The sequence below is a fragment of the Streptomyces sp. AV19 genome (genome assembly GCF_015999245.1).
GTDB lineage: Bacteria > Actinomycetota > Actinomycetes > Streptomycetales > Streptomycetaceae > Streptomyces.
Map to the genome: position 1 here is coordinate 504441 of NZ_JAEAMR010000022.1, position 16085 is coordinate 520525.

Consider the following 16085-nt stretch of genomic DNA (forward strand, 5'->3'; position numbering starts at 1 on the left):
AGGGAGGGTTCGGGAGGGGAGCCTCAGTACGAGACGGGGACGTCGGCCGCGGAGGGCTTCCGGGAGTCGTCGTCCGCCGGCCGGCCCTTGTCGGGGCCGTCGGGGAAGAGGTCCGTGTCGCCGAGGAGTCCGGCGTCGGGCCCGAGGCGGGCGTAGCGGACCATCAGCATCCAGTCGACCAGGGCCAGGACGCCGAGCACGAGCGTGAACGCCACGAAGGAGACGGTCATCCCGCTGACGGACACGTCGCCGATGGCGTCGCGGACGGTCAGTTCGCCGGTGACCATCCACGGCTGGCGGCCGACCTCACGGCTCAGCCAGCCGCAGATCAGGGCCACGAAGCCGAGGGGCAGCAGGATGATCGGCAGCCAGAGCCGGATGCGCCGCCGGGAGACCGACGCCTCGGGGTCCTTGCCGCGGACCGCGGTGGCCGGGATCCACGCGAGGGCGACCAGCAGCATGCCGATGAGGAGCATGGCGAGGGAGGCGTGGGCGACCCAGGCGGGCGGCATCCAGTCGCCCGGGCCGTGGGCCGCCTGCGCGGCGACCCTCGCCTTCTCGACCTCTTCGCCGGACTCCCCCATGAGGACGACCCACTTCTCGGGCTCGGAACCCTTGAGCGCGTCGAGGTGGATGAAGCCGGCACCCACGGCGACGACCGCCCCGACGCCCGCGAGCACGGAGCCCTGACGCAGGGTCGGGCGGAAGAACGCGATGTCGCGGTCGCGGCGCAGGTGGTGGGCGCTGACCGCGGCCAGGATCAGACCGGCCAGCAGGGCCACGGCACCGATGATGTGGAACAGGGCGTACCAAGTGGCGCCGTTGGTGAGGATGGCGCCCCAGTCGGTGACGTAGGCGACGCCGTCGCGCTTCGCGTAGCCGACCGGCTTCTGCATAAAGCCGTTGACCACCATGATCCAGAAGGTGGAGATGTACGCGGTGAGCGTGACGCCCCAGATCAGCGCGAGGTGGGCCTTGGGCCGCACCCGCTTGAAGCCGAACGCCCACAGTCCCAGGAACGTCGACTCCAGGAAGAAGGCGACGATGGTCTCGATGGCGAGCGGAGTGCCGACGATGTTGCCCAGGACATGGGAGAGGCCTGACCAGTTGAGCCCGAACTGGAACTCCTGGGTGAGGCCGCTGACGATGCCCAGCGCGTAGTTGATGACGTAGAGACCGCCCCAGAAGCGCACCCGGCGCATTCGGGACGCGCGCAGGTCGGGATCACCGGTGCGCGCCGCCCGGGTCTGCATGAGGGCGACGACCGTGACCAGCCCGAGAGTGACGGCGACGAACAGGAAGTGCAGTGTTGCGGTGACGGCGAACTGCAGCCGGGCTAGGTCGACGACGTTCACGTGACGCTCTCCAAGGGGCGGGACACGGGCAGTTCGGAGGCCATCGGCAGCGCTCCGGCCACTTCGGCCACAACAGCCGAGTACTGCAACTGGCATAACTCCATGCGCTCATCGTAGCGAGCGTTCTTCAGGAGATCGCCCCGCCCCTGGAGTTCATGGGAAACGACGACCGGAATTCTGCATTCCGTCCTACTGGGCCTGCCCCGAACCGAGTTCTCGCCCGCTCAAGCCTTCAAGAACGGCGAGAGAGCGGCGAGGGAAGGGCGAGGGAACTAAGCCTTTGGGACTAAGCCGTCGAGCGGGTCACGGCGAAACGCCGGACGGATGGAACACCGGCGGACGGAACACCGACGGACGGAACGGAACGCCGGATATTCGCGGCGCCGCACAGGAACCGGCGCGGTCGGCCCGCCTCATGCCCGATCACCCCCCGGCCGCAGGGCCGCCGGGCCGAACACACGGCGGCCGGCCCGGTGCCAACGGTTCCCGGGAAGAGTGGGCCGCAGGGCTGTCAGGGCTCCGCAGTACTTGGTGAAGACGGCGGGCCGCAGTCCCCACGCGTGCAGCAGCCGGTCGGACTCGCCCAGATGACCGGCCGTCTTCGTCTCGACCAGCACGAGACCGGGGTCACAGCGCACCGTGCGCCCCGTGCCCGGGTCGGCACAGGACAGCCCCGCGTCACAGGTGACGCGTTCGCCGACGGCGACCAGTGTCGCGCGCAGGTAGTCGGTGCCGAGGGACGGGACCAGCGCCTCGGGCGCGTCGATGCCGTAGGCGTGCCGCAGGATCTCGGCGAGGTACGCCCGGTACCCCGCGTCGAGCGCGGTGTCCGCACCGGCCAGCGGACGGCGGCGTTTGACCGTGTTGCCGCACCGCCCCTTCAGCTTGACCTCGAACTGCCGCTCGCCGGAATCCTCGTACACCCGCTCACGGACCTTGAAGCGGACCCTGCGGCCCTGCCGGTGGTCGTGGAAGCAGCGCAGGCCGGGGGTGTCGTAGTAGACGGAGTGGTAACGGAAGGCACGCCGTCCGCCGATGGCCAGCGCCCGGAAGGGGCCACCGGGCCGCCGGCGCGCGGTGAGGCACTCCGCGATCCGCAGGAAGACGTCCACCGGCACGAGATAGCTGCGGTCGAAGCGGACGAGCAGTTCGGCGCGCTCGTTGACCTCGGCGAGGGAGACGGGCGCGGCGGCATCCGCGGCAGCGGCGACGGCCTCCACGGCCGGCGCGCTCACGCCGGCTCCCCGACCGGCGCGGAGCGGCGGGCCGGCCCGCGAACGGCGGCCGGACGGGGGCCCGCACCGGGCCGGGCCTCGCGGTAGCGCACGTCCACGACCATCAGGTCGCGCACGAAATCCACCTCCCTGACCGTCCAGTTGAGCGGCTCCCCCATCCGTACGGTCAGGTCGGCGCGGAGCGCGTCGGGGCAGAGGTGAACGGTGTCGAGGGTGACGACGGCGCGCCGGGCACCGGACAGGAGACGGGGATGGTCGACCGCCCAGACGACGAGCAGCAGGACGGCACTGAGCCCGGCCGCGTCGGGGAGCGCCAGCCCCGGCAGCCCGCAGACCAGGCCGAGGACGAGCGTCGTGAAGTAGTAGGCGACCTCCTCGTGCTGCACCGCGTCGGACCGCAGCCGGACGATGGACAGCACTCCGAAGAGCCCGAACCCGAGCGCCGCGCCGCCCCCGGCTCCCACCTCGGCGAGAGCGACGACAACGGTGAACAGCCCCGTGTTCAGGGCCAGAAAGGCCGGCACGAGATCGCGGCGGCGGTGGCGCGGATAGTAGAAGGCGAAGGTCAGCAGGCTGACGGCGGCGAGGTCGAGTGCCGAGTGGGCGGCGAGATGCCGCAGAGCATCCATGACGTGGACTCCCCCTGTGCGTCGACGGATCGAAGGTGAGCACAGAGAGTAATCACATACCGGCCGAGCGTGTTGACCCTGTGGAGAAACCGTTCTCCTTGTCGGTCGCGCGTCGTCGATCGCGCGTCGTCGATCGCGCGTCGTCGATCGCGCGTCGTCGATCGCGCGTCGTCGATCACACGCAACAGGCCCCGATCGCTCCGGATCCCGACCGATCCGGACGACGAGCGGCAGTCGGCGCCGGTCCCGGCCGAACCCGTCAACCACCCACCCGATCGCATCGGACCCCGCCGACTCCTCGGTACCGGAATCGAGTTGAGCCCTGCCGGGCGCGCTCCGACCGGGAACGGCCGACACGATCCGGCCCGCCCGCCCGCAACGCGGAGTGTTGCGAGGCGAGCACCCCGTTCACTACTTTGTTGTAACGACCAGTCAAATTGGTTCCCCTGAACCAATGACCAGGACCCGGGCAAATCGAGACGATTGTCTATCTGCCGCGCCTTCATCGACAGTTCACTGTCCTCCCTTGCGGAAGCCCGCCACCTGGGGCAGTATTCAACAGGAGTGCTTGCGCCACACATTCAGTTGCTCAAAGACACACGGGGGAGATAACTGTGTCTGAGATCGTCATTCCTCAAGGGTTTTCTGACGGGGCGAAACTCCGTCACATCAACCGCGCCGCCGCCGCGCAGTACGCGACCGGGGACTGTCAGAAGAGTCACTTCCCGCGTCCGGCGGAACTCAAGTGCGGTAAGGCCGGGCGGAATCCCGGCCTCATGAATCCGTTCCAGCAGTCACGGGCGCTTGATATTCCGGTCCCGGAAATCAAGCACGAAATTATCCCCGCCTGACAAGCGCGTCACAGCCGCTGGATCGGAGTACGTCTTGGAAGACGTAAAACGGGGGATTCGCATTCGCGGGGCATTGCAGCAACCCGAATGGATCGATCCTCTTCAGATGAGCCGGGTGGGCGAGGCACTCGCCGCACGCCCCACTCTCGTACAGGCCGACGACCTGGCCACGTTGCGCACTCTTCTGGGCAAAGTGGCCCTCGGCGAGGCCATGGTGCTGCAGTCCGGGGACTGCGCCGAGGACCCGCAGGAGTGCACGTACCAGCACGTCGCGCGCAAGGCCGCGCTGCTCGACCTGCTGGCCGGCGCGCTCGGCCTGGTCACCGGCAAGCCCGTCCTGCGGGCGGGGCGCATCGCGGGGCAGTTCGCCAAGCCGCGCTCCAAGCCCACCGAAATCGTCGGAGGCACCGAACTCCCCGTGTTCCGGGGGCACATGGTCAACGGCCCGGAGCCGGACCCCGAGAGCCGTCGGCCCGACCCCCTGCGCGTCCTCACGGGCCACATGGCCGCCGGTGACATCGTCGAGCACCTGGGCTGGCGCGACCGCGCCGCGGGGCGCGGCGTCGTGGAGCCGCCGGTGTGGACGAGCCACGAGGCGCTTCTGCTCGACTACGAAATGCCCATGCTCCGCATGGACGACAAGGGGCGGCTCTTCCTGGGCTCGACCCACTGGCCGTGGATCGGCGAGCGCACCCGTCAGGTCGAGGGCGCCCACGTCGCCCTCCTCGCCGAGGTGAGCAACCCGGTCGCGTGCAAGGTCGGCCCCACCATGGAGCCCGGCGAACTGCTCGCCCTGTGCGAGCGGCTCGACCCGTGGCGCGACCCGGGGCGGCTCACCCTCATCGCACGGATGGGAGCCGACGCCGTCAGCGACCGGCTGCCGCGGCTCGTCGAAGCCGTACGCGGCGCGGGACACCCCGTCGTCTGGCTCAGCGACCCCGTCCACGGCAACACCGTCACGGCGCCCGGCGGCCACAAGACGCGGCTGGTGGAGACCATTTCGCTCGAGGTCTCCCGCTTCGTCGAGGCCGTGCGCGGCGCGGGAGGCGTCGCCGGCGGACTGCACCTGGAGACGACACCGGACGACGTCACCGAGTGCGCCTCCACCGAGGCCGACCTCGATGCCGTCGGGGAGCGCTACACCTCGCACTGCGATCCCCGGCTCAACCCGTCGCAGGCCGTTTCCGTGGTCTCGTCCTGGATCGCCTGATCTGCGTCACGGATCGCCTGATCCGCGTCACGCGACGACTGCTCTCTGTTCCATTGCTCTCTGTTCCACTCTGCGCACGAAGCACACGCGCATCAAGCCAGGAACTGGAACCATGATCGGCATACCCCCCATCCACGCGTATCCGTCGCCCGCCGGCGGACACCCGGCCCCGGCCGACGTGCCCGTCGTGGACACCTTCGCCTCGGCGGTCCACGGCCAATCGCGGTCCGTGGCACAGCGGATGACGGTTCGTCCGTACGACGGGACGTCCGGCTCCGAGGGCCGCGGCCCGGTCGCGACGAGACCGCGGGATCCGCGGGGCGGGCACGACGAGCCCATGGCGGTCGGCGCGGGCGCGATCCCGGCCGGCCCGCCCGGGCCGGCCCGTGCCCGCGCCCTCGTCCCGGCCTGATCCGCCCGTACAGCCGGAACCTCCCACCGGGACCGCCGGTACGACGCCACTGCGGCGCCGGATCGGCCGTTCCCACCGACTGGTGGGCAAACATGCCGAGTTACCGGCCGACGAACACGCACCGGCCGCACGAGCGGTCGCACCCTGTCCGCGACGACCGCGGCCGGGACATCAGCGGACGCCGGCCGCGACGGCTGCGCGTGCGCCCGCTCGCATGCCCCTGGAACCGCAGCCCCAGCACCCCTTTCGGACCACACCTCTCACCGATCTCCGGGAGACGCCATGACCCCGTCACCGATATCCCAACTCACCCCTCATACAGGGGTGTTCACCGACCACCACGACCTGCGGGCCCGCAACCGCCGGGCCGTGGAGCAGTACATGGAGGTGGGTGCGGAGGCCCGGTTGCGCAGGTACACCCTCTACACCGAGGACGGCACCGCGTCCCTCTTCTACACCGACATCGGCCGGCCCATCGTCGTCCAGGGCCGGGAGAAGCTGAAGCGGCACGGGGAGCTCTCCCTCGAGGTGCTGCCCGACTGGCAGTGGTTCGACGTGCACGTCTACGAGACGCAGGACCCGGCCGTCATCTGGGTCGAGTGCGACGGCGAAGGAACGATCCGGTTCCCCGGCTATCCCGAAGGCCGCTACCGCAACCACTTCCTCCACGGCTTCACGCTGAGCGACGGACACATCGCCTCCAGCCGCGAGTACACCAACCCGATCGAGCACATGCGCGCCCTCAGCATCGAGACACCGCACATCAAGCGGGACTGGATCCCCACCTGAACCACCTGACCTGCCTGACCTCCTGATCCGCCTGACCCGCCTGACCCGCCTGACCCGCCTGACCTCCTGATCCGCCTGACCCGCCTGACCCGCCTGACTCATGTGAACGGCGTCCACCAGCCCGTCGTCGGACGGCAACCGCTGCGAGGCCGCGGCACCGCCCTCCCATCGTGATCGAGGAATCCAACATGTCTCAACGGCAGTTGAACGAACCGCGCACGACCACCGCCACCCGTCCCCGCGTCCCCGAGACCCGCGTCCCCGGGACCCACCTCCGGGAAGCGGACGGCGGAACGCGTGCCGTGCACGGCACGCGTGCGTCGGTGACCGCTTTCGTCGGCGACGTCCAGGGGCTGCCGGACGAGCCGGTTTTCGTGCGCGGCCCGCGGGAATTCACCGAGTTCCTCGTGTCGGTGGGGGCCGGCGGGAAAGCGCCGTCCTTCGTTCGCGAGGCCGTTCTCGGTCACTTCCGCAACGGCGGCGGCGGGGCCTGGATCCTCGGGACGGCCGGTGGCGGGGATCGTGTCGCCGCCTACCGCTCCGCTCTCGCCGGGCTGGAGCACGTTCCGGGGATCACCCTCGTGGTGGCGCCGGACCTGTGGCGGGTGGAGGACGACGCGCACGCGATCGCGGAGTCGATCGCCGAGCACTGCCGCCGCCTGGGCGACCGGTTCGCTCTGCTGCACACCCGGCAGGGGCTCGCCCCCGCCGACGTGAAGGACGCGCTGTTCGAACTTCCGGAGCCCGTCGCCCAGTTCGCCGCCGTCTACTACCCGTGGATCACCGTGACCGGGACCGACGGGGACGAACGTCCGGTGCCGGCCTCGGGGCACGTGTCCGGGCTCTACTGCCGCACCGATGCCGAGCGGGGCGTGCACAGAGCGCCCGTCGGCGCGTTGTTGGGCGTGGTGAAGCACGAGAGGGACCTGTCCGACGGCGAACAGGAGGCGATCGGCGGCCCGGGGGTGAACTGCCTGCGGTCCGTCCCCGGACAGGGCATCCGCGTGGCAGGTGCGCGCACGCTGTCCGTCGATCCCGCCTGGACGCACATCGGCGTGCGCCGCCTGGTGAACCACGCGCGCGAGTCGCTCGAACAGGCAACCCGGTGGGCCGCCTCCGGGCCGGACGACGTCCAGCTGGCGGCCAGGGTCCGTCAGTCCGCAACGGAGTTCCTGACCGGTCTGTGGCGCGAAGGGGCGCTGCTCGGCCGGTCCGCGGACCAGGCGTTCTCCCTGGTCTGCGACGAGAGCAACAACTCCCCCGAGGACATGGCGCGGGGCACGTTGCACCTCGACGCCGGCCTCGCCGCCCTGCGGCCGGCCGAGTTCATCACCTTCCGCATCCGGCAGACCTTCGGGGACACCGAAGCATAAGGAAAGGAAGAGGAAATCCACCAGATGCACCACACCCCGCACCCGCCAGGGTGGATCAGCGTCCTTCACCGGAACTCCCCGAGGAGTCTCAATGGAATTTGACTCGTGTCTCAGGAGCCATGCGGAGGAAATCCGCCCCGCCGCCGGAGCTGTCCTCTGTGCCGCGTGCATCAGGCAGTTGGACCGTCAACTGCGTGCGCTTCCCGATCTCCACCAGGAATGCCTGCACCACGTCCTCGCGGTGTCCCGGCAGCGGATCCGGACGAAGGTTTCCGGAAGCCGCAGGCGGGATCACCTGAACATGTCCGCGCTGGACGCCCGGAACGACGTTCTCGCCATTCTGGAGTCCTGGTCCGGATTTGTCGCGGATGAGCTCGGAACCGCTGTACCGGCCCGTTCCGTCCACCACTTGGCGAGCTTTCTCCTGCGCCATCTGGAGTGGCTCGTCGCCCGGCATCCGGCTGCCGACTTCGCGGCCGAGATCGAGACCCTGCACGGTGAATTACTCCGGACCATCGACCCCGACCACGGTGATCGCCGTGCGCCCGCCGTGGAATGCGTCGTGGACGACTGCACGGGGACGATCAACGCCTTGCCGCAGAGGAGCGGTGGCGGGAACGCGGGAAAGAACAGCATCAGCTGTTCGTCAGGACATTCCTGGGAGGTACGCGAATGGCTCACCCTACGGCATCTCATGGGCCGGCGACGGAAGGACGCCGCATGAACAGGCCGCCGCGCCACAGGCTCGTGCCGACGAATGTGGCCGCCCTCGCCGCGGGCGTGACCGAGGCGACCATTCGTAAGTGGGTGAGCCGGGGGAAGATAACCCGCTACGGCACGCCGGGCCGCTCGGAGTTCGACATAGAGGAACTCACGCAGATCGCTCTGCAACGGCAGCACTGACCCGTCGGCCCGCGGGGGGCTCGACGGGTGGGAACAGGGGGAAGAGGGACGGCGTGGGCGGGACGTCCGCCGGATCGCGTCCCGGCTGCGGGAGTCCGGGACTGCCTCACGGGCAGTTCGCACCGGTCCCGGCGCCGCGGCCGGTGCCGGTGCCGGCCGGGAATCCGTCCGGCCGCGCGGCCGCGCACGCGGCCCACGCCCGGACTTGAGTGAACCCGGGCCTGAGTGAACAGGGCATGAATCAGCCCGGACTTGAGTGAAAGCGACAACACGCCCGCGCACGTCACAAGAAACCATCGTGCCGGGGCGGGGGGGAAGGCGGGGGGAAAGGCAGGGGGAAAAGAAACGTTGCCGCCGGTCTGCGTCAGCAGGCCGGCGCAGCCGTGCGGGCAGGCCGCGAGCGGCCGTGCCCGGGCGGAACGAGCCGCACGGGCACGGCCGGCGGGGCGTGACACGGCATCCGTCCGCCCGCGCCGACCCGTACGCGGGCAGCCCGGGAGGGGATGCCCGCGTACCCGTGGCCGGCAGAGCGCCTCTACCGCCTCCAGCCGGTCTGCCGGCTACAGCCGGTCTAGCGACTCTCGTAGACGCGCTTGTGGCCGCTGAGGCCGGCCAGCCGGTAGGGGCCGGTGGTCTGCGACGGGGTCGGGTAGTCGCCGCCGTCGGTCGGGAAGGACCGCTCATGCAGCTCGCGGTACCCGGCGTAGTCCAGCGGCTGCCGCCGGTCGATCGCCTCGCGGTGCGCCTCGGTCCGCAGGTGCTCCCGGTAGCCGGGAACGACGGTCCCGGCGAAGAACTCCGCGACGCTGCCGGAGCCGTAGCTGAGGAAGCCGATGGACTGGCCGGTCATGTCGTCCGCCTGGTCGAGCAGCGAGGCCAGGCCGAGGTACACCGACGCGGTGTAGCTGTTGCCGACGACGGCGTTGTAGGACGTGGTCTGCCCGATGGCACGGGCGACCGCCGCCTCGTCGGTGTCCTGCCCGCAGAGGTTCAGCAGATGGCGGTGCGCCTTGTAGGCCATCTTGGTGAACGGCTGGTGATAGCAGAACGCGCTGAACTCCTCCAGGGCGCGGCCGCCCTGCTCCGCGTAGTCCTTCCAAGTGCCCTGCACCGCCTGCAGATACGCGGTGATGGACTCCTGTCCGTCGACCAGTGCGGCGTCACGGTAGTTCGGCCGCCAGAAGTCCATGACGTCGGCGGTGAACAGGCCCGAGGGCTCCTCGATGCGCACCAGCGCGGGGTCCGAACCGACCAGCATGGCCACGGCCGCCGCGCCCTGGGTCGCCTCGCCCGGGCTGTCCAGGTCGTACTTGGAGACGTCGCTCGCGATGACGAGGACGCGGTGCTCGGGGTTCCGGTGCACGAGGCCGATGGCGAACTGCAGGGCCGCCGTGGCCCCGTAGCAGGCCTGCTTGAGCTCGACGACCCTGGTGGCCGACGGCAGCCCGAGCAGCGAATGGACGTATACGCCCCCCGCCTTCGCCTGGTCGATCGAGGACTCCGTCGCGAAGACGACCGTCCGGATCCCCTCGGCGCCGTGGCGGGCGATGATGGGCGCGGCCGCGGCCGCGCCCATGGTCACGATGTCCTCGTCGGCGGCGGGCACGCTCATCGACCGCTGGCCGATGCCCAGGTGGTACTTGCCGATCTCGGTGCCGTTGTGATCGGCGAGTGCCGTGTGCGGCAGGACGAACCCGGTCGTCGCGAACGACAGATCGTGAATACCGATGGCGGAATCGCCGGCCATGCCTAAACACCCACCTTTTCCGACGTGTTGGCCCGCTCCAGCTGGACGTGGGCCCGCATGAGTTCACCCGGGTTGGTCTGCGCCGCGAGGAGCGAGAGCTCTCCGCACAGCACCGTCGCCGCCGCGATGACGGCGAGCCGGCGCGCGTTCTCCCCGGGGGCACGGTCCTCGCGGCAGCCGAGCCGGGCCAGGTTGGTCTCCACGAACCCGAGCCCCTTGCCGTTGCCCACCGTGCCCACGATCAGGTTGGGCAGCGTGCAGGCGAAGTAGAGGTCGCCGTCCCGGTCCTCGGCCATGACGACGCCTTGCGAGCCTTCGACGATGTTGGCCGCGTCCTGGCCCGTCGCCAGGTAGAAGCCGAGCAGCATGTTCGCGAAGTGGGCGTTCGCCGAGCGGATGCCGCCGGCGAGCAGGGTGCCGAGCATGTTCTTGCGGATGTTCAGCTCGACGATCTTGGCGGCCGTGGTATGCAGGACGCGGTCGACCACGTCGCGCGGCACGAGCAGTTCCGTGACCACGTTCTTGCCGCGGCCGAGGATGCCGTTGATCGCGGTGGCCTTCTTGTCCGTGCAGTAGTTCCCGGAGATCGAGCCGTAGGAGATGCCCGGGACGGTCTCCAGCAGGTGGCCCAGGAGCACGTCGGACGCGAGCGTCGCCATGTTGTGGCCGGACGCGTCGCCGGTGCTGAACTCGAAGCGGATGAAGAGCAGGTTGGCGTTGATCTCGTGCCGGATGCCGATCAGCTCGGCGAACCGGCTGCAGGTGCGCACCACGTCACGAAGCTCGTCGATCCGCGCGTCGATGGTCCGCGCGGCGGTGTACGCGGTCTGCGCGTCCACCGCCTCGACGAGCACCGAGCGGGTCATCCGCTCGTCGACGAGCGTGGCGACGATGCCCTTCTCGGCCAGCATGGAGACCTTCGCCCCGCGGCCCACGGAGGGCCACAGCGGCGACTCGTAGGTGGCGAGCGGGACGTGGGTCTCGGTGGTGGCGACGTTCCCCGAGATGCGCAGGGGCCCCACCCACTTCATGGGGACCCCGGCTATCGCGTGTTCCTCGGTCATCGTGCGTTTCCCGTCAGTTCGTCGGTGGCACCGGCACGGCGGGAACGCTGGGCGAACTGCCGTGTGTCGATGCCCCGGTCGGTGCAGAAGGAGCGAAGGGTGCCGTTGATCAGCAGATCGCAGCGGGTCAGGTCGGCGGGGGTGCGCGCGCCGAGCATGGTCATGATGGCCGCCAGCTGGTCGAGCCACGTCGTCAGCTGGGCGACCAGGGCCTCCACGCCCTCGTCCTGCACGGTGCGGAGGAATCCGCCGGACGCGCCGACGCCGTTCGCGCCGAGCGCCAGCGCGCGGGCGACGTCGAGCGGGTTGCGGACGCCGCCGGAGGCGAGGAGCGGGAGACCGGCGCCCTGCGCGTCCAGGAGGCAGGCGACGGCGGACTGGCCCCAGCCCTCCAGGTAGGCGTAGTCGCCGAGCCTGCGCCGGCCGTTCTCGATGCGGGCGAAGTCCGTGCCGCCCCGGCCGCTGACGTCCGCGGCCCGCACGCCCAGCTCCTCCAGCAGCAGGACGGTCTCACGGCTCAGCCCGAAACCGACCTCCTTGACGATCACGGGGACGTCGACGGCCGCCGCGATCTTCTCGATCTGCGGGACCCAGGACGCGAAGGACCGGTCGCCCTCCGGCATCACCGTTTCCTGCACCGTGTTGATGTGGATCTGCAGGGCGTTGGCCTTCAGCAGGTCGACGGCCCGCCGCGCGTTCTCGACCGACGCCGTCGCGTTGACGTTCGCCATGACGAACCCGTCGGGGTTCTCCTCGCGCAGCACGCTGAACGTACCGGCGCACGAAGGGTCCTTGAAGTACGCGCTCATGGAGCCCGAGGCGATGGGCACACCGGTCTCGCGGGCGGCGACGGCCAGATTCCGGTTGATCACACCGGTGTTGACGCTGCCGCCGGTCATGGCGTTGATGTACAGCGGCACCTGCCAGCCGATACCGGCGAAGGCCGTGCCCAGCGACACCTCCGGCCGGTCGGTGCCGGCCAGGGCGTGGTGGACGAACGTCACCTCGTCGAACTGGTTGCGTCCACTGCTCTGGTGCTGCTGCTCGATGGCGAGCCTGACGTGGTCGTCCTTGCGTTGGGCGATCAGCTGATCGGTCATTCTTCGTTCCCTTCCAGGGCGGGACGGATCGGCAGGGGCCGAACCCCCGCCATGGCCCACCGTTCCCGTACGTGAGTGATGTCCTGCGACGCCTCGGCGTCGAGCAGGGCGATGCCGCAGTCGCCGCCCCCTGCCCCCGAGGGCTTGGCCGCGCCGCCGACGGCTTCGGCGGCATCGCACAGCGCCGTCAGCTCGGTTGTGAAGATGCCCAGTCCGACCTCGTCGTCCAGCCGCGCCAACTCCCGCCGGGCGCGCCGGATCTGGTGCATCAGGTCGTGCTGGTCCCCCCGCTCGAACGCGGAGACCGCGGCGCGCACGAAGTCCGCGCTGGTCTCCATGAACCTCTGGTGGGACGCGCTGCCCCGCCAGGTCCGCCGGTGGAGGCCGGACACGAGGGACGTGGTGGAGGCGGGCGTTCCGGTCCAGCCGACCTCCAGTGAGAGGCCGTCGGGCGGCGGCAGCCGGCGCACCTCGAAGCCCGGCCAGGGCGCGCCGAGCGCCTCCTCGACGCCCCGGCGCCGTGCCAGGTCGAGCACGGCGGCCCGGTCGGGCGCCCGGTAGGCGATCCAGCCGCCCCATGTGCCGGCGGCGAGATCACCGCCGGAGGCTTTGACGTCGGTCTCCGCCGTCGCGAGCACGGCCAGGCGGTACCGGGCGTCGGGCGACAGCTCCAGGCCGCAGAAGGCCGCCACCGCCGCGACGGTCGCCACGGTCACCGCGCCGCTCGACCCCAGCCCGAACTTCGTGCCGTTGTCGTGCAGTTCGCTGCTGACCGAGACGCTCAGCGCGGGCGCGGGACGGCCGCGTTCGGCCAGCAGCCGGCCCACGGTCTCGATCGCCGACAGCACGTGCGTCAGTCCGGCTCGTTCGCCTCCCTCGTCGGAGGCGGCGAGCCGGCCGTCGCGCCATTGCCGGTGCACCGGTCGCGGGGCGAGGTCGGAGGAGATCACGACGCCGGCTTCGCCGGGCTCGGACACGGTGACGGTGACGTACCGGTCGACCGCGACCAGGATCGCCTGGTTGCCCGGCTCCACCACCGCGTACTCGCCCGCGACGAACAGTTTGCCCGGCGCGCGCCGGACGACCGTCATGATCCTCCCCCGGGCAGGAGGCGGGCGCCCGGGCCGGGTCCTGCGACGTGCACCGCGCCCCCCTGGACGGCACCGCGCACGACCGCGGCCACCCGGTCCGCGTCCGCGCGGTGGCAGAGCACCTTGACGTTCGGCCCGGCGTCCATGGTGGCGTAGGCCGGCACTCCGTCCCGCCTGAGCTGGAGCACGCTGTCGAGCACGGTGAGCGTCGGCGCCGACAGGTAGCGCACCGCCGGGCGCGCGGCCAGCATCGTCGCGTGCATGCCGAGCGCGTTGCGTTCGGCGATCTCCCCCACCGCGTCGAGGTCGCCCCGGTGGAGCGCCTCCCGCATCTCGACGAGGTCGTCCTTGCTGGAGGCGGCCCACGGCTCGAACAGCGGCGAGGTGGCGACCGTCCGCCGCATGGCCTCGCGGCTGGACACGGCCTTGGGCCCCGCGTTGACCACCGCGATGACCAGCGCGGGGTCGATCTCCCCGGTGGTCACCGGCTCGGCGTACGAGCTGAGGTCCGCGTCCACGGCCCCGGGCTCGCCCGCGTGCCAGATCGCGAAGTCGCCGAAGACGGACCGCGACGCCGACCCGGATCCGCGCCGGGCCAGCCGTGACAGCGCGGTGGCGTCGGCGTCCAGCCCGTACGCGGCGGCGGAGGCGACGGCGAGGGCGGCGAACCCGCTCGCGGACGACGCCAGGCCCGCCCCGGTGGGGACGGTGTTCTCGGTCTCCACGACGGCCCGTCGGGAAACCCCCGCCCGCTCCCGCACCAGGTCCAGGAACGCGACGACGCGTCGCCGCGCCTCCCCCTCCAGAGGCGCGCCGTCGAGCGTCACCTCGTCGTGCTCGGCCTCGGGGTCGAGCCGGACGCGGGTGGTCGTCGGGAAGATGTCCAGGGTCATCGACAGGCTGTCGGTCCGGGGAAGGATGAGCTGCTCGTCGCGCTTGCCCCAGTACTTGATCAGCGCGATGTTCGGGTGCGCGACGGCGGTGGCGCTTCCTGCCGTACTGCGGTGGTCAGCGCTCATCGTCGGCCAGCCCCTTCAGCGGTACGACCCAGGTCTGCACGGCGCCGGCTTCGCGCAGCCGCCGGGTGACCTCGCCCGCCTGCTCCGGCCGGGCCAGCGTGATCATGCAGCCGCCCATGCCGCCACCCGTGATCTTGGCTCCGAGGCTGCCCGCGGCGAGCGCGGCCTCGACCATCGTGTCGATCCGCTCGGTGCTGAGGCCGGCCGCGCGGAGCAGCTCGTGGTAGTCGGTGAGCCGCGAGCCGAGCTCCTCCGGCCTGCCGCCGGCGAGCGCGTGCCGGGCGTCCTCGGTCAACTCCGTCGCCCGGCGCACGAATTCCTCCTGCGCTCCCGGCCGGTTCCGGAACCCCTCGCGCAGCAGCTCGACCGCGTCCTTGGTCCTGCCCACGTCCCCGCTGTCCGCGATGATGAACGAACCGTCGCAGCCGATGGGCAGTTCCCGGGCCTCGCCCGCCTGGAACAGCAGCGGGGCGGACGCGCCGACGGTCAGGGCGTCGACGCCGCTGGCCCGGCCGTGCACCACGTTCTCGGCCGTCTGCACCAGGTCGAACGCCGTGCCCGGCGTCACTTCGCGGTCGAAGAGGTCGGCGAGGGCGAAGACGACCGCGCGGGCGCACGCCGCGCTGGAACCGAGTCCCCGGCCGGCCGGGATCACGCAGTCGAGGATCACGTCGAGGTGAAGACTGTCGGTCAGCCCCATGAGCGCCCGGAACTCGGCGGTCAGCCGGCGCAGGCCCTCGGACGCCTGCGTCTCCTCCGGCCTCGAAGCGGAACCGGTCATCGTGAGGGACACGTCGCCCGTGTCGTCAGGGGAGTGGGAGGACCACCCGACGCTTGCCGTGACCGACAGTTGCGGAACCGGGAGAGCGAGCGCCGGAGCCCCGTAGACGACCGCGTGCTCCCCCAGCACGATGGCCTTGGCGTGGGCACGGCCGACACCGACCGTGCGAGCCCGGCGGCCCTCCAATGTCCCCTCCGCTGAGGTCGGCAGAGTCAACTCACTCAACTCCCCTTGTTTCTTACGCATTGAGATCGCTTCATCCAGAGTTCTCGACGGAAACCGCCGTTTCGAGGTGGTCGCCGGTGGGACGGTGCCTCAGCCGGTGGGACGGCGCCTCAGCCGGCGGGACGACGTCTCAGCTGTGGGACGACGTCTCAGCCGGTGGGACGACGCCTCAAGCTCACGCCCCGATAACGGAGTTACGGAGTTGACGAAAAAGGCCCCGGCCCGAGCGCTGCCGCCCTCGCGCGCCCTCGCGGATCCGGGACCTGTCCGACGGCCGCCGGCACCGGCTCGTTCCCTACCG

16 protein-coding genes are annotated in these 16085 nt (G+C 70.8%); 7 read left to right on the top strand and 9 right to left on the bottom strand.

What is annotated here, in order from left to right; genetic code table 11:
- Positions 1-23: 23 nt before the first annotated feature.
- The 3 genes from I5Q34_RS30400 to I5Q34_RS30410 form a co-directional block, all read right to left on the bottom strand.
- A complete protein-coding gene (locus I5Q34_RS30400; RefSeq protein ID WP_199895664.1) occupies positions 24-1355 on the bottom strand; it encodes a cytochrome ubiquinol oxidase subunit I in 1332 nt (443 codons plus the stop codon).
- A gap of 413 nt (positions 1356-1768) precedes the next feature.
- On the bottom strand, positions 1769-2590 hold the full coding sequence (locus I5Q34_RS30405) for a polyphosphate polymerase domain-containing protein (RefSeq protein ID WP_199895665.1): 822 nt from the start codon (positions 2588-2590) through the stop codon (positions 1769-1771).
- Entirely contained in the window at positions 2587-3219 is a 633-nt protein-coding gene (locus tag I5Q34_RS30410) for a DUF4956 domain-containing protein (RefSeq protein ID WP_199895666.1), read from the bottom strand. Before I5Q34_RS30410 ends, I5Q34_RS30405 begins: the two co-directional genes overlap by 4 nt.
- Positions 3220-3833: 614 nt before the next feature.
- Here I5Q34_RS30410 and I5Q34_RS30415 point away from each other — a divergent pair.
- The 7 genes from I5Q34_RS30415 (at position 3834) to I5Q34_RS30445 (ending at position 8757) form a co-directional block, all read left to right on the top strand.
- Positions 3834-4070: a PhzA/PhzB family protein gene (locus I5Q34_RS30415; RefSeq protein ID WP_199895667.1), complete on the top strand. Its 237-nt coding sequence runs from the start codon at positions 3834-3836 to the stop codon at positions 4068-4070.
- A gap of 34 nt (positions 4071-4104) precedes the next feature.
- Entirely contained in the window at positions 4105-5280 is a 1176-nt protein-coding gene (locus I5Q34_RS30420) for a 3-deoxy-7-phosphoheptulonate synthase (protein WP_199895668.1), read from the top strand.
- Between the two features lie 112 nt (positions 5281-5392).
- Positions 5393-5692, top strand: coding sequence for a hypothetical protein (locus tag I5Q34_RS30425; RefSeq protein WP_199895669.1), 300 nt, complete (start codon positions 5393-5395; stop codon positions 5690-5692).
- A 282-nt stretch (positions 5693-5974) separates the two neighbouring features.
- The gene (locus tag I5Q34_RS30430) at positions 5975-6481 is read left to right on the top strand and encodes a PhzA/PhzB family protein (RefSeq protein WP_199895670.1); all 507 of its coding nucleotides are present in this window, start codon (positions 5975-5977) and stop codon (positions 6479-6481) included.
- 188 nt (positions 6482-6669) lie between these two features.
- Positions 6670-7854, top strand: coding sequence for a phage tail sheath subtilisin-like domain-containing protein (locus I5Q34_RS30435; protein WP_199895671.1), 1185 nt, complete (start codon positions 6670-6672; stop codon positions 7852-7854).
- Between the two features lie 91 nt (positions 7855-7945).
- On the top strand, positions 7946-8578 hold the full coding sequence (locus tag I5Q34_RS30440; protein ID WP_199895672.1) for a hypothetical protein: 633 nt from the start codon (positions 7946-7948) through the stop codon (positions 8576-8578).
- The gene (locus I5Q34_RS30445; protein WP_199895673.1) at positions 8575-8757 is read left to right on the top strand and encodes a hypothetical protein; all 183 of its coding nucleotides are present in this window, start codon (positions 8575-8577) and stop codon (positions 8755-8757) included. The genes I5Q34_RS30440 and I5Q34_RS30445 overlap by 4 nt, the downstream gene beginning before the upstream one ends.
- Before the next feature lie 571 nt (positions 8758-9328).
- Here the strand turns inward: I5Q34_RS30445 and I5Q34_RS30450 are convergent.
- Genes I5Q34_RS30450 through mvk form a run of 6 tightly spaced genes read right to left on the bottom strand, consistent with a single transcriptional unit; the run spans position 9329 to position 15784 of the window.
- A complete protein-coding gene (locus tag I5Q34_RS30450) occupies positions 9329-10504 on the bottom strand; it encodes a hydroxymethylglutaryl-CoA synthase (RefSeq protein WP_199895674.1) in 1176 nt (391 codons plus the stop codon).
- Between the two features lie 2 nt (positions 10505-10506).
- On the bottom strand, positions 10507-11568 hold the full coding sequence (locus I5Q34_RS30455) for a hydroxymethylglutaryl-CoA reductase (RefSeq protein WP_199895675.1): 1062 nt from the start codon (positions 11566-11568) through the stop codon (positions 10507-10509).
- Entirely contained in the window at positions 11565-12656 is a 1092-nt protein-coding gene (fni, locus tag I5Q34_RS30460; RefSeq protein WP_199896054.1) for a type 2 isopentenyl-diphosphate Delta-isomerase, read from the bottom strand. The genes I5Q34_RS30455 and fni overlap by 4 nt, the downstream gene beginning before the upstream one ends.
- Positions 12657-12664: 8 nt before the next feature.
- On the bottom strand, positions 12665-13759 hold the full coding sequence (locus tag I5Q34_RS30465; RefSeq protein ID WP_199895676.1) for a phosphomevalonate kinase: 1095 nt from the start codon (positions 13757-13759) through the stop codon (positions 12665-12667).
- Positions 13756-14778 carry a diphosphomevalonate decarboxylase gene (gene mvaD, locus I5Q34_RS30470; RefSeq protein WP_199895677.1) on the bottom strand — a complete coding sequence of 341 codons (1023 nt, stop codon included), beginning with the start codon at positions 14776-14778 and terminating at the stop codon, positions 13756-13758. Before mvaD ends, I5Q34_RS30465 begins: the two co-directional genes overlap by 4 nt.
- Positions 14768-15784, bottom strand: a complete 1017-nt coding sequence (gene mvk / locus I5Q34_RS30475) for a mevalonate kinase (RefSeq protein WP_234429701.1) — start codon at positions 15782-15784, stop codon at positions 14768-14770. The genes mvaD and mvk overlap by 11 nt, the downstream gene beginning before the upstream one ends.
- Between the last annotated feature and the right edge of the window lie 301 nt (positions 15785-16085).

Excerpts from the sequence above, each read along its gene's own strand:
- I5Q34_RS30410 (WP_199895666.1), bottom strand. The coding sequence starts at position 3,219 with ATGGATGCTCTGCGGCATCTCGCCGCCCACTCGGCACTCGACCTCGCC.
- I5Q34_RS30425 (WP_199895669.1), top strand. The coding sequence starts at position 5,393 with ATGATCGGCATACCCCCCATCCACGCGTATCCGTCGCCCGCCGGCGGA.
- I5Q34_RS30430 (WP_199895670.1), top strand. The coding sequence starts at position 5,975 with ATGACCCCGTCACCGATATCCCAACTCACCCCTCATACAGGGGTGTTC.
- I5Q34_RS30435 (WP_199895671.1), top strand. The coding sequence starts at position 6,670 with ATGTCTCAACGGCAGTTGAACGAACCGCGCACGACCACCGCCACCCGT.
- I5Q34_RS30440 (WP_199895672.1), top strand. The coding sequence starts at position 7,946 with ATGGAATTTGACTCGTGTCTCAGGAGCCATGCGGAGGAAATCCGCCCC.
- I5Q34_RS30445 (WP_199895673.1), top strand. The coding sequence starts at position 8,575 with ATGAACAGGCCGCCGCGCCACAGGCTCGTGCCGACGAATGTGGCCGCC.
- I5Q34_RS30450 (WP_199895674.1), bottom strand. The coding sequence starts at position 10,504 with ATGGCCGGCGATTCCGCCATCGGTATTCACGATCTGTCGTTCGCGACG.
- I5Q34_RS30455 (WP_199895675.1), bottom strand. The coding sequence starts at position 11,568 with ATGACCGAGGAACACGCGATAGCCGGGGTCCCCATGAAGTGGGTGGGG.
- I5Q34_RS30465 (WP_199895676.1), bottom strand. The coding sequence starts at position 13,759 with ATGACGGTCGTCCGGCGCGCGCCGGGCAAACTGTTCGTCGCGGGCGAG.
- mvaD (WP_199895677.1), bottom strand. The coding sequence starts at position 14,778 with ATGAGCGCTGACCACCGCAGTACGGCAGGAAGCGCCACCGCCGTCGCG.